The organism is Nostoc sp., assembly GCF_036917375.1.
GTDB lineage: Bacteria > Cyanobacteriota > Cyanobacteriia > Cyanobacteriales > Nostocaceae > Nostoc.
In genome coordinates this window covers 1-12,942 of the sequence record NZ_JBALDN010000078.1, presented here as the reverse complement: position 1 = coordinate 12,942, position 12,942 = coordinate 1, and the positions used below count along the sequence as shown (strand labels likewise).

The 12,942-nt window shown below is 41.7% G+C and carries 15 protein-coding genes; 11 read left to right on the top strand and 4 right to left on the bottom strand.

What is annotated here, in order from left to right; all coding sequences use genetic code 11:
- Positions 1-57: 57 nt before the first annotated feature.
- The 5 genes from V7K45_RS20280 to V7K45_RS20260 all read left to right on the top strand — a co-directional run bounded on the left by V7K45_RS20280 (position 58) and on the right by V7K45_RS20260 (position 4,758).
- Entirely contained in the window at positions 58-1,176 is a 1,119-nt protein-coding gene (locus tag V7K45_RS20280) for a CobW family GTP-binding protein (RefSeq protein ID WP_335006553.1), read from the top strand.
- Positions 1,177-1,371: 195 nt separating this feature from the next.
- Complete coding sequence (gene dtd / locus V7K45_RS20275; RefSeq protein WP_335006551.1) at positions 1,372-1,815, top strand: D-aminoacyl-tRNA deacylase; 444 nt, start codon at positions 1,372-1,374, stop codon at positions 1,813-1,815.
- A gap of 112 nt (positions 1,816-1,927) precedes the next feature.
- The gene (gene psb28, locus V7K45_RS20270; protein WP_335006549.1) at positions 1,928-2,269 is read left to right on the top strand and encodes a photosystem II reaction center protein Psb28; all 342 of its coding nucleotides are present in this window, start codon (positions 1,928-1,930) and stop codon (positions 2,267-2,269) included.
- A 100-nt stretch (positions 2,270-2,369) separates the two neighbouring features.
- A complete protein-coding gene (locus V7K45_RS20265) occupies positions 2,370-2,876 on the top strand; it encodes a MogA/MoaB family molybdenum cofactor biosynthesis protein (RefSeq protein ID WP_335006547.1) in 507 nt (168 codons plus the stop codon).
- Between the two features lie 130 nt (positions 2,877-3,006).
- Positions 3,007-4,758 (top strand): diguanylate cyclase, encoded by a 1,752-nt coding sequence (locus V7K45_RS20260; RefSeq protein ID WP_442942018.1) that lies wholly within the window; start codon positions 3,007-3,009, stop codon positions 4,756-4,758.
- 201 nt (positions 4,759-4,959) lie between these two features.
- On the opposite strand, the gene mraY is transcribed toward V7K45_RS20260, so the two are convergent.
- Together mraY and V7K45_RS20250 are read right to left on the bottom strand one after the other, a co-directional pair.
- Positions 4,960-6,063, bottom strand: coding sequence for a phospho-N-acetylmuramoyl-pentapeptide-transferase (mraY, locus tag V7K45_RS20255; RefSeq protein ID WP_335006543.1), 1,104 nt, complete (start codon positions 6,061-6,063; stop codon positions 4,960-4,962).
- Positions 6,064-6,142: 79 nt separating this feature from the next.
- Entirely contained in the window at positions 6,143-6,388 is a 246-nt protein-coding gene (locus V7K45_RS20250) for a DUF3134 domain-containing protein (RefSeq protein ID WP_335006541.1), read from the bottom strand.
- 245 nt (positions 6,389-6,633) lie between these two features.
- Here V7K45_RS20250 and V7K45_RS20245 point away from each other — a divergent pair, with 245 nt between their 5' ends.
- From V7K45_RS20245 to mdh, 5 genes are all read left to right on the top strand, one after another.
- Complete coding sequence (locus V7K45_RS20245) at positions 6,634-7,218, top strand: PAP/fibrillin family protein (RefSeq protein WP_335006539.1); 585 nt, start codon at positions 6,634-6,636, stop codon at positions 7,216-7,218.
- A gap of 347 nt (positions 7,219-7,565) precedes the next feature.
- Positions 7,566-7,781 (top strand): photosystem I reaction center subunit IV, encoded by a 216-nt coding sequence (locus V7K45_RS20240; RefSeq protein WP_094349537.1) that lies wholly within the window; start codon positions 7,566-7,568, stop codon positions 7,779-7,781.
- A 251-nt stretch (positions 7,782-8,032) separates the two neighbouring features.
- Positions 8,033-8,893, top strand: a complete 861-nt coding sequence (locus V7K45_RS20235) for a DNA-formamidopyrimidine glycosylase (RefSeq protein WP_335006537.1) — start codon at positions 8,033-8,035, stop codon at positions 8,891-8,893.
- An 86-nt stretch (positions 8,894-8,979) separates the two neighbouring features.
- The gene (locus V7K45_RS20230) at positions 8,980-9,195 is read left to right on the top strand and encodes an NAD(P)H-quinone oxidoreductase subunit O (protein ID WP_289795289.1); all 216 of its coding nucleotides are present in this window, start codon (positions 8,980-8,982) and stop codon (positions 9,193-9,195) included.
- Positions 9,196-9,463: 268 nt separating this feature from the next.
- On the top strand, positions 9,464-10,462 hold the full coding sequence (gene mdh, locus V7K45_RS20225) for a malate dehydrogenase (RefSeq protein ID WP_335006535.1): 999 nt from the start codon (positions 9,464-9,466) through the stop codon (positions 10,460-10,462).
- Positions 10,463-10,575: 113 nt separating this feature from the next.
- Here the strand turns inward: mdh and V7K45_RS20220 are convergent, their stop codons facing one another.
- Complete coding sequence (locus tag V7K45_RS20220; RefSeq protein WP_335006533.1) at positions 10,576-10,968, bottom strand: translation initiation factor; 393 nt, start codon at positions 10,966-10,968, stop codon at positions 10,576-10,578.
- Between the two features lie 95 nt (positions 10,969-11,063).
- A complete protein-coding gene (locus V7K45_RS20215; RefSeq protein ID WP_335006531.1) occupies positions 11,064-11,558 on the bottom strand; it encodes a hypothetical protein in 495 nt (164 codons plus the stop codon).
- Between the two features lie 951 nt (positions 11,559-12,509).
- On the opposite strand from V7K45_RS20215, the gene V7K45_RS20210 reads away from it, so the two are divergent.
- Entirely contained in the window at positions 12,510-12,857 is a 348-nt protein-coding gene (locus tag V7K45_RS20210; RefSeq protein WP_335006529.1) for a hypothetical protein, read from the top strand.
- Positions 12,858-12,942: the final 85 nt, after the last annotated feature.

Genomic DNA, 12,942 nt, shown 5'->3' with positions numbered 1-12,942 from the left:
TGTTTTCTGGACTATCTGCGCTACATTACTATTTTTTGATTATTTGATAACAGCGCTATGCAATCAGCAGTTACACCCGAATCTTCGGCAATGGATACGCCCAAACAAGGAATGCCAGTAACAATTATTACGGGTTTCCTCGGTAGCGGCAAGACGACTTTACTCAATCATATCCTCAACAACCAACAGGGTTTAAAAACCGCTGTTCTCGTGAATGAATTTGGCGAAATTGGCATCGACAACGAGCTAATTGTTTCCACTGGTGAGAACATGGTGGAGCTAAATAATGGTTGTATCTGCTGCACTATTAATAATGATTTAGTAGATGCAGTGTACAAAGTTTTAGAACGCCAAGAAAATCTAGATTATCTAGTAGTGGAAACAACTGGATTAGCAGATCCGCTACCAGTAGCTTTAACATTTTTGGGCACAGAATTGCGGGATTTAACCCGCTTGGATTCGATTATTACCGTGGTAGACGCGGCAAATTACAGCCTAGATTTATTTAACTCGGAAGCAGCATACAGCCAGATTGCCTATGGTGATGTAATTGTCTTGAATAAGGCAGATTTGGTTGATGAAGCCACTTTGAACGAGTTAGAAGGAAAAATTAACGAAGTTAAGGAAGGAGCAAGAATTATTCGCGCGACGCGATCGCAAGTGCCACTCCCGTTAATTCTCAGTGTTGGTCTGTTTGAGTCAGATAAATATTTTGACACAGTGGTGGATGAACACGACCATCACGATCACGAACATCACGATCATCATGACGATCATGACCATTCAACATGCGGTCACGCTCATCACGACCATGACCACGATCACCACGATCATCACCACCATTCTGACCATCTAGAAAACGATGGTTTTACTTCCATATCTTTCCAAAGTGACAAGCCGTTTTCTATTAGGAAGTTTCAGTATTTCTTAGATAACCAGCTACCTTCAAATATCTTCCGAGCCAAGGGGATTATGTGGTTTGATGAAAGTCCGAAGCGTCATATTTTCCACCTTTGCGGTAAACGCTTTACCTTGGATGATGATGAATGGAAAGGTCAATTGAAAAATCAGCTAGTGCTGATTGGTCAAAATTTGGATCGTGAGGCTTTAATTTCTCAACTCGAAAAATGTATTTGTCTACCTTCAACCTCTCGCGGTAAAGGCTTTGGCAAATAAAAGTTAAAAGTTAGAGACGCGATTAATCGCGTCTGTACAAAAGTTAGGAGTTAAAATTTTAATACTCGTTCCCAGGTTCCACCTGGGAATGCATTCTTAATGGCTCCGCCATCAATTTTGAGCAATGGAAAATCGTTGTTTTTAGTTTTTATATATTACTCTAAAATCAAAACGTTGATAAATGTTCTGATTAAAATGCGCGTTGTTATCCAGCGAGTTAAATCATCTCAAGTTACAGTTGATGGTGAAATTGTCGGTAAAATTGGGCGGGGGCTAAATTTGCTCGTAGGTATTGCTAATACCGATACTGATGCTGAAATCGACTGGATGGTGCGTAAATGTTTGGAATTACGGCTGTTTCCTGACAAAGAAGGAGACGAACGATGGCAAAAATCTATACAAGAAATTGGCGGTGATTTGTTAGTAGTTAGTCAGTTTACACTTTACGGTGACTGTCGCAAAGGTCGTCGTCCTTCTTTTGACCGTTCAGCTGCTCCCCAATCCGCAGAAGATTTGTATAATCGTTTTGTTATCAAGTTAAGAGCTAGCGGCTTGCAGGTAGAAACTGGTAAATTTGGTGCAATGATGCAAGTTATCATTGAAAACGATGGCCCTGTAACTCTGTTACTTGAAAAATAAGCAATTTAAGTATATACACTAAAAACTGAATCACAGTAGCTTCTAGACCGTGGTGTTCTAATTGATGAGAGAATATTAAATTAACCATCACCAAAGTTTAAATTCATTCATCATGGCGAAAATCCAGTTTTCTAGAGGTCTTGACGAAGAGGTAACTCCAGATGTGCGTCTGACGCGATCGCGCACTGGCGACAGTGGTACAGCGACCTTTATTTTTACAAATCCGAAGATTTTAGATCAAGGTACTACCGAAGATATTACTGGGATGTACTTGATTGACGAAGAAGGCGAGATAATTACTCGTGAAGTTAAGGCTAAGTTTATTAACGGGAAACCGGAAGAATTAGAAGCACTTTACGTCATGAAATCTGCCCAAGAATGGGATCGCTTTATGCGCTTCATGGAGCGGTATGCTGAAGAAAACGATCTAGGACTGAGCAAAAATCAGGCGTAGGGTATAGGGAATCGTACATAGCGTATGGGGCATCGATAATTATTGTCATGCCCAATGCGCCATTCCCGATTATCTACGATCAAAAATTTATCACTGACTTATGACATCACAACCTCACCCAGATACGCCTAGAATTACAGTAAATTGTGCTGTGGTTACTGTCAGCGATACACGCACTTTTGAAACAGACAAAAGTGGACAGCTAATTCAGCAGTTACTCTTTGATGCTAATCATGCTGTAGGAGCTTACACGATTATCAAAGATGAACCGACACAAATTCAAGGGCAGATAGAAAATCTGGGTAAAAGCTCAAATTTGGATGCTGTAATTTTCAGTGGTGGTACAGGCATTGCACCAAGAGATACCACTTATGATGCTATTGAGAAGTTACTGGAGAAAACCTTGCCGGGATTTGGTGAGCTATTTCGTTTTTTAAGTTATCAAGAAATTGGTTCGCGGGCGATCGCTTCTCGCGCTGTGGCTGGTGTTTATCAAGATAAATTAATTTTCTCGCTTCCTGGTTCCAGTAATGCTGTGCGACTGGCGATGGAAAAACTGATTTTACCCGAACTCACTCACTTGGTAAGTCAGGTTTGTAAGAGTTGAATTGAGCAACCTTTCAGAAAGCCACCATAAAATTTAGGTATGAAGCACTAAAATCATCCTTTATCCACTTACACCTTGAGACTACCCAGAATTATAGTGAAACGAATGAAATTTTAATATCAGGTCAGTAATGGAACCTATTTACTGGAATTGCATAATTGCTCATAGCATTACTGCATTTTCATACTTTGGTATCCCCATAATAATAGGGGTTTTCTTTGCTAAAACTAAGGCAACTATCCCTCCTAAGTTTTGGCTAGCTTTTTTCTTATCAGGTGGATTCGTACTAGTTTGCGGATTTCATCACCTTCTGGCGATCTTTGAGCCATATATGGCAGTTTCCCTGCTGCATTTAGGCGTGCTTGATGTAATGGCATTTATTTCTTTATCTACCTTACTCTATCTAATGCCAACCGCTTATCAAATTGTAGAGACAATCGCCAGATATCAAGAAGATACACGCGAACTGCAACGTAGCCAGCAGATGCAACGGCTATTTCTAGAACAGGGGCCATTTGCAGCATATATCAAAGATGAGCAATCTAGAGTGCTTTACTACAACCAGGAAATCCAGTCTAGATTTTCAGTAAATTCACAAGAATGGTTGGGAAAAACTGATAGTGAATTCTTGCCAGATCCAGAAGAGGGGCGGCAGGTTATGGAAAACGATCGAGTTGTTTTGAAGACTCTACGTCCCTTGAAGCTAATTGAAGAGGTAAAAGTATCTAGTAACAATCAGCCGTGCTACTGGCTATCATTTAAGTTTCCGTTTAGCGATTACGCAACGGGCGCTTACCGTATCGGTGGGATCAGTATTGATATTACAGAATCTATAGAAGCACAGCGATCGCTAACTGACTTAAATCGGCAACTAGAAGAAAAAACACTGGAATTGGAAGCAAAAAAACGAGAACTCATATATCTCTCAGATATGGCGGAGATGCTTTATTCTTGCGAGTCTGAAGATGAGGTGTATCAAGTAGTTGCTTTAACGTGTTTCAAGCTATTTCCGAATATGAGTGGTTCTATTTCTATAATTGCTAATTCTAAAAATTATGTTCAGATGAATAGTTTTTGGGGAGGTGAAAGTAGGAGTAAAGAAATATTTTCACTATCTGATTGTTGGGCTTTGCGGAGAGGAAAATTAAATCTTTTATCGCCTCGTAATTCAGGACTAATGTGCAGTCACTTAATACAGCCTGTTAGCGGCACACATTTGTGCGTTCCATTGTTTGCACAAGGCGAAGTAGTTGGGAGTTTACACCTCAACGCGCTTGAAGAAATCAGTCCAGAAGATCGACAAACTTCTGAGATTATTGCTAGAACATTAGGCATTGCACTGAATAATCTATCGATCAAACAACGTCTAACCCATGAAAACTTGCGGGATGGGATGACCCAACTATTCAATCAAAGCTATATGGAAAGCATAACAGAACAAAGGCTAGCTGAAGCTGAACGTTCGGGACAACCTCTTAGTATTATTTTTCTTGATATCGATAACTTCAAATCTTACAATTCGCGCTATGGACACGTGACTGCGAACATTGTTCTCCAGGGATTAGCAAAGTTACTGTTAAAATCTATTCGCTCCTTTGACATTGCTTGCAGATGGGGTGGTGAAGAATTTGTGATTGTGATGCCTAATATGACACTGGAAACGCTCAGAAAGCGAGTAGAACAATTAAGGGTAGATATTGAACAAATGCAATTGAAGGATGGCGATCGCCTCCTCGAAAGCATCACCGCTTCTTTTGGAATAGCTGTATCAGAACCAGGGATTACGGTTAAAGATTTTCTAAATCGAGCGAATCAAGCGATGCTTGAGGCAAAGCGAACAGGGAAGAATCGAGTTAGAGAATATGTAAATACTTATAATTGAAGAATAAAGAATTTAGAACACCGCAAGCGGTTAAGCAATTTTAGATTTTAGATTTTAGATTTTAGATTTTAGATTGACTCCATATTTATTCTTTGCGCTTCAATTGGCATAGAAATCAGAAACTTATAAATTTACCTATAAAAAAACAACTCCCTGAAGATGTGGGAGTTGTTTTTTATATTAAAGCAGTTTTTAAAACATTTAGAATGGAGCGATCGCTAAACAGATGGTAGCCAAAATAGCAGCGATTATATAAAATACCCCAACCACTTGCAATTCTGACCAGCCGGTAAGTTCTAAATGATGGTGTAAAGGTGCCATTTTAAAGAGGCGTTTGCCTTTGCCATCAGGGCCCTTCGTGGCTTTGTAATAACTTACCTGTGCCATCACCGAAAGGGTTTCTACAAAGAAGATACCACTGAGAATAAATAGACCTACTAAGGTGTTTGTCAATAGTGCTACAGCAGCTAAAGCTCCTCCCAGTGCTAGGGAACCAGTATCTCCCATGAAAACGCGGGCTGGGTTGCGGTTATGGGCTAAGAAACCTAAGCATCCACCACTTAAAGCAGCACAGAAAACCATCAATCCTGGTACTGTTGGTGCGACTAAAGCACCTAATGCCAAAAGTGCGATCGCTACTGTTCCTGCTGCCAAGCCATCAATACCATCTGTTAAATTAGTCGCATTGCTTTCTGCAACTAGTACAAAACCTGCTAAAGGCCAAAATAGGAATCCTAAGGGTAGTGTGAAACTCACCCAAGGCAAAGCAATATTTGTAATATTAGAAGGTTGATTAAACATCAGCCATAGACAAAACATAGCCGCAAAACTCACCTGCAAAGCCAGTTTTGTTTGTGGAGATATACCTTTATTTGATTTCCGGCGCAGAATTTGCCAATCGTCGAGCCAGCCAATCAATCCATAGCTGATTGTCAAAGCAGAAACTGCAAGCACCTCTTTAGAAAAGTTAGACAATATACAGGCAAGCAGCACAGACACAGGTATAAAAAATATACCGCCCATTGTGGGAGTGCCTGCCTTTTTGAGATGAGCTTGAGGCCCATCTTCGCGAATTATTTGCCCAGTTTTAAGTGCTTGAAGTAAAGGTATTACCCAATAGCCCACCACACCTGAACCCAAGGCACACAACAGTAATGGCAGAGTTAGCGACATACTTTGCCACGGTAGCCGATTGGCCATCGAATCCAAGAAAAATGCTGTTGTACCTAACCCTACGGCTAATAAAGAGGCTAGAGCGATTCCAGAAATGTTTAATCCTTGCTCAGGAGATAATTTAGCGTCCACAGAAGTTTCCCTTCACTCCACACTTATAAAATTGAATAGCAGTAACTAGGGATACTACCAAGTCCCTAGCCTGAAAAGGCTAATTCTCAGCGATTCCTATATCATCATCATCGTCATCATCATCGAGGTCGTAGCCAATTCCATCATCTACACCCATTAGGGAGTCTATTCCTTCTTCGTCAGCTTGAAAATCCGGTTCGTGAACGTCACGCGCGATAATGCGACCATTGTTTTGTAACCAGTCCAACAAAGAGGACTCTGGCTTTAGGGGGATGACATCGGCTCGCTGGTTACGGGGCTCTTCACGTAATGGAGAGTTCAACATATCGAAATGAGGACAAGAAAAGGTTTACGTAAGTTGACATTTAGAGTCTATCACTTGACACGGATTAATTTAGTTATCTTTTCAACCCTTTAGTTGATAAATCCGCATTCAGATAGAAATTTTTTTATTTAATAAGCATAAGGCTTAAGTCAAGCGATTCTTAGTAATTTTTATGGCTCTACATATATGTCATTAATATCTTGTTTATGCTGATGGAAAGTGAGTGATTTTTGAGGTTACAGGCGATGATGCCAAAAGCGGCTCTTATGGATGCGATCGCACTTACTAATCGCGGTCTACTGGCGACCGAAGAACAGAAACAGTCTATCTTAGTAGCGATCGCCAATTTAGAAGACTTTAATCCTACACCCCGTCCGGTGGAAGCTAGTAATTTGCTAGATGGCAATTGGCGATTACTATACACCAATAGCAAGGCTCTTTTAAACTTAGATCGTTTACCTTTATGTAAACTGGGTCAAATCTATCAGTATATCCGGGTAGATACTACCAGTGTTTACAACATAGCTGAGATTTATGGCTTACCTTATTTAGAAGGATTAGTCAGCGTTGCTGCTAAATTTGAGCCAGTTTCAGGTCGGCGTGTCCAAGTGAAATTTGAGCGTTCTATTATCGGCTTACAACGTTTAATAGAATACAATTCTCCGGTAACTTTTATCCAACAAATTGAAGCAGGTAGAAAATTTCCCGGAATTGATGTTGCCATAAACAGTGACAAACAGCAAGGCTGGTTAGATATCACTTATATAGATAACGACCTACGGATCGCCAGAGGTAATGAAGGAAGTGTGTTTGTCTTAACTAAAACATAAGCTTTTACAAAATACCTATTTGCGAATGAAGGTACACTATAACGTCTACCTTGTCAAGTAGGGTCTAATACCTTTTGCAATTTTGAATGTGGTATGTGACTGGGGAGCAGGGGAGCAAGGGAGACAAGGGAGCAGGGGAGCAGGGGAGAGTTCTTGTACAAGTTCTTTCCCCTCTGCCCCTCTACCCCTCTGCCTCTTGTGCCCCATGCCCAATGCCCAATGCCCCATACCCACTCCTCAATTCAGACAAATAACTTAACAAAGACTCTTGCTGCGACCTTGAGGTTGTAGAGTGAAATCAATTAGCCCTCTAGATTGGCGATTGATAACTAAAAGGGAAAATAATCATGGTTCAACGTGGTTCTAAAGTACGTATTCTCCGCCCTGAATCCTACTGGTTTCAGGATCTAGGAACTGTGGCTTCCATCGACCAAAGCGGCATCAAATACCCTGTAATTGTCCGCTTTGAAAAGGTCAATTACTCTGGTATCAATACCAACAACTTTGCCCAGGATGAATTAGTCGAGGTTGAAGCACCAAAGGCTAAAGCACCGAAAAAATAGCAGCAAAGCTACAAGGGGGTTGTTTGATGCGATGATGAAGGGTAGTCTTAAGTCTGAAGTATGAAGTCTGAAAATTTCAGTTCATTCATTCTTTGTCCTAGCCTACCCTAATCTACGAGAGCCGCCCTGCGGGTATTTACGGTTTCTTTTGGGTAGTAATACGAGCCATCTACGGCTATGTAAGTTACTACCCCATCTCTTCTAGCTCGAACCCTCAAATAAATCACAATTGCCTGCTTAACTCAGCTTGAATGCCCGAACTGCCTGAAGTTGAAACAGTCCGAAGGGGTCTAAATCAATTGACCCTCAACCAAGAAATCACGGGAGGAGATGTGTTGCTCGATCGCACTATCGCCTACCCGTTTTCTGTTAGTGAGTTTGTTAATGGAATTGAAAAAAATGCGATCGCTGCTTGGCATCGTCGCGGTAAATATCTTCTTGCCGAACTCTCCTCCTCTTCCGGCTGGCTAGGGGTTCATTTGCGAATGACCGGTCAACTATTATGGCTGGATAGAGATGAACCATTACATAAGCACACGCGGGTTAGATTATTCTTTGGGGATCGGCAGGAATTGCGTTTTGTTGACCAGCGAACCTTCGGTAAAATATGGTGGGTTCCGCCTGGTGTTGCTGTAGAAAGTATTATGACTGGTTTGGCAAAACTGGCAGCAGATCCATTTTCACCAGAATTTACTGTTGAATATCTAGCAAGCAAACTTCAAAACCGCCGCCGTCCGATTAAAACTGCGCTACTGGATCAATCAGTGGTGGCGGGATTAGGTAACATCTATGCTGATGAAGCATTGTTTAAGAGTGGAATTTTACCTGAAACGTTGTGTATAGATTTGCAGCTCAAGCAAATTGAACTTTTGCGAACAGCGATAATTCAGGTGTTAGAAACCAGTATTGAGGCTGGCGGTACGACATTTAGTAATTTCTTAAATGTTAAAGGTACTAACGGCAATTATGGTGGTGTAGCCTGGGTTTATAACCGCGCTGGGGAACCCTGTCGAGTTTGTGGTACATCAATTCAACGGATCAGGTTAGCGGGGCGATCTAGTCATTTTTGCTCTGAGTGTCAAACTTTACGGGGAGTCATGAGACGCGATTAATCACTTATTTACAAGAGTTAGGAGTTCTAAGTCGAAACTCTTTTAAAATGCAGGTGAAAGACATTACAAATTTGAGAGAGGAACTCATGGCAGTCAAAAAAGGCGATATGGTTCGCGCCGTGCGCGAGAAACTAGAAAACAGTCTGGAGGCTAAAGCCAGTGATACTCGCTTTCCTCCTTATTTGTTTGAAACCAAGGGCGAAATTGTCGATATCAAAGGTGATTACGCCCTGATTAAGTTTGGGAAAGTGCCAACACCTAATATTTGGTTACGTGTGGATCAACTCGAAGAGTTTAAATAAGTAAAAAGAATTCAGGAGTCAGAATTCAGAATTCAGCATTTATGAAGAAGGGGAAGGGGGAAAGGGAAAGGGGGAAAGGTAAAAACCTCTCCCGCAAGTGGCGCGAAATAATCCAAATTTTATGAGGAAGGTAAAAACCGTACTGCGTCCCGCTCCGCTAACGCCCGCAAGTGGCGCGACCTGTTCATCCCTTTCCCCTTTAACCTTTAACCTTTTCCCTTTTATTCTGACTCTTGAATTTTTGCTGAGAAAAATCGCATCTTAATTTATGTCTTCTTCCCCTAATTCCTCAATTGTCTGTAATTTACCCCGTGTCACTATCGTGGGTGCGGGTAGAGTTGGCAGTACTTTAGCTCAACGCGTTGCAGAGAAAAACCTGGCAGATGTCGTTTTACTAGATATTATTGCCGGAATGCCTCAAGGTTTGGCGCTGGATTTGATGGAAGCCAGGGGAATTGAAATACATAATCGCCAGATTATTGGCACAAATAATTATGCTGATACATCTGGTTCCCAAATTGTGGTAATTACCGCCGGATTTCCCCGCAAACCAGGGATGAGTCGAGATGACTTGCTGAAAATTAATGCCAAGATTGTGGTGGAAGCAGCAAAAAATGCGATCGCTCATTCTCCCAATGCTATTTTTATTGTTGTCACCAACCCGTTAGATGTGATGACTTATTTAGCTTGGCAAGCAACTGGTTTACCACGCGATCGCATTATGGGTATGGCTGGTGTGTTAGATTCCGCCCGTTTTGAAACCTTCATTGCCCTAGAATTGGGCGTTTTACCCGCCGATGTCAAAGCGATGGTATTGGGTAGCCACGGCGATTTAATGGTTCCCTTGTCTCGTTATGCTACCGTTAACGGCATTCCCATCACTGAATTGCTGGATGCTGTCACAATTGAACGTTTGGTAGAAAGAACTCGCAACGGTGGCGCAGAAATTGTGGAATTGATGCATACGGGAGGTGCTTTTTTTGCTCCGGCGTCGGCTACTAGTGTGATGGTAGAATCGATTTTATTAAATCAGTCGCGGTTACTACCTGTAGCGGCGTATCTGCAAGGTGAATACGGTTTAGAAGATGTTGTAATTGGTGTTCCCTGTCGGTTGGGATGCGGTGGAATTGAGAGTATTTTGGAATTGACGCTGACTGATGAAGAAAGAGAGGGTTTGCATACTTCGGCTCGATCTGTGCGTCAAAATATTGAGCGATCGCAGGAAATAATTCGTAATACCTCGACTTCGCTCGGCACAAGTTCGTAATTTGTATAAATAGTAGCCAAAATAAAAAGCAGTAGGTTCTAATCCCACTGCCTTATTTGTTATTCCAAAATTCATCACCTTATGAAAACCAATATCACCAGATTGGTTTTGCGTTAACGGCGGGAATCCTGATCTGCGGGGTCGCCATAGGGGTCTTCGCTGGCTGGGCGGACATCACCAAACTCCCCTGTGTCTGCGGGGTCGCCGTAAGGGTCTTCACTAGCTGGGCGAACATTGCCGTAAGACGAGATATCTGCGGGATCGCCGTAAGGGTCTTCACTAGCTGGGCGAACATTGCCGTAAGATGAGATATCTGCGGGATCGCCGTAGGGGTCTTCACTAGCTGGGCGGACATCGCCGTAAGATGCTGGGTCTGCGGGATCGCCGTATGGATCTTCGCTGGCTGGACGTACATTGCGATCGCGGAATTCGGCATCTTGATCGCCTTGATCGCTGTTCGATCCCAAAAGCAAGTCCTTCGCCTTACGGAAAAATTCATCTACCATAATCTGTCTCCTGATTTAAGTTCGTGTTTCCGACGTGCGCGATCGGCGTTATCCTTCGGGAAACCCGCTTTCTTATTTACACACGCTTCGCTGATCTAGAGTGCTGGAGCTGCGGATGAAGTTAGACCAGTGAGATCGCGACCTGTGGTACTCCGGTTATAGCCTTGGAATTCCCGATACTTTTGTGCTTCAGATTCTGGTACTCGAATACCTTCTGCTGGTGGTGTTACCCAATGAGCGCGATGTTCAGCATCACGGTAGTATACACGCCCATTCTTGGATAGATAGTACTTACCTTGCGCTCCTTCTTGTGGAGCATTTTTATGTTGGTTGTAGAGGTAATAAAGTCCCGCAGCACCAGCCAAAATCGCTACTTTCTGTCCTGTAGATAAGCCTTTCTTAGCTTCGGTTTGGTTTGTAGTCTTGCGATCGCTCACTGTTCTACCAACGGTATCATCCACTGGTGGTGGCACATTAGCCTTTTGGGAACCGCCTCCGCAACTACTCAGCAAGGGCACCATCAACAATGCCGAAAGCAGCACTGCAAATAGACGCGAAACTATTTTACGTTCTTTATATATTGTGTTCATTGGATTTCGTTCTCACCTGTATTTGCTAAAAGCCTTGCTGTTGCAAAAACAAAGTTGGAATTCCTGTTATTTCCCTGGGAATTGAAAAAACATATACCACTTAATTTACAACTGCACAGCTACAGCGTTTCTCTACCATCATTAGCGATTTTCTCAAGCATTCCATCCCGCCTTTGAGAGAAACTGCATTCATCCCAAGGAAATATATTGTGAGTTAGGCAACAAACACTCTTTAGTATTTGACAGATTGTATTAAGTAATTAAGTAAATAAAAAACCTTTAACCCAAACTCAGTAACCTTTTCCCAAGCCAAATTACAAGTTGAAAATGCAAAACTACCAGCAGGATTGGATTTTACCTTAATCTGTGTGGATAAATATTGAGCGATAATAGGAAATTTTGGCTAGTAGATGATACTACATCTGATCTACTATTGATATTTTCTATACCTAGAATAAAATATTTACTGAATTTTACTCACGTCAATCTGAAAATAGACAACTGATTATGTGAGAAGTAGATGATAATTGTGTCTGTTCACTGATTTTGAACCAAGTTTTTAAGCTTTGCGACGACAGAATTAGTGTTTCAGTCTTAGACAAGACTGCGATCGCCCAGGAGTGGTTTTGTTAAACTGGCGTAGGCATAGCCCGTGAGAGACATAGCTCATAAATAGGAGAAACGAAAACTCACCTACAGCTACAGAGGCTAGAATCCTTCTTAACCCTCTTTAATCACTCTCGCTAGGTAAAAATCTAAAACCTTTATTTTTCAATACTTTTATCAATTTAGGCGTAGGTTGGGTTGAGGAACGAAACCCAACATCCGAAAACCAAGGTAAATGTTGGGTAACACTAAAGTTCAACCCAACCTACAATTATTTTTCTTTCCCCAAAGTGATAAAACAGGGTTAAACATAGCATTGCTTAAAATATAGAATCTGTAAAAAAAATGAGCGAACACGCAGATAGTTGGCCTCCTTACGAGCGATTTCCCTATAACTACACAGACTCTAAGAGAAAAATAGATTCTAAGGTAAAAGTAGTTATAGAGGACGATTTAAATCAATCAAAAAATCTACTAATTATTACTGGCTACGCTTCACTAGAAAAAATTATCGACTTTCTCTCAGACAATTATCAGAGGTTACAGAGAAATTCAGAGGCTTTTAATATAATCCGTATCTTATTGGGAAATGAACCTTATCCAACTGAAAAACAAGAGTTTAGCTCATCTAACAACAAGTTCTCTGAGGAAATTGTAGAATTCTGGCGAGAACGGGGTATATCGCAGGGTTAGCGCGTCTCAAACCCTATTGACAAGCGGACTTGCCCGATCAGCAATCAAGTTGGAAACAAAGTGGCACTATCCGAGCTAGGGTAAG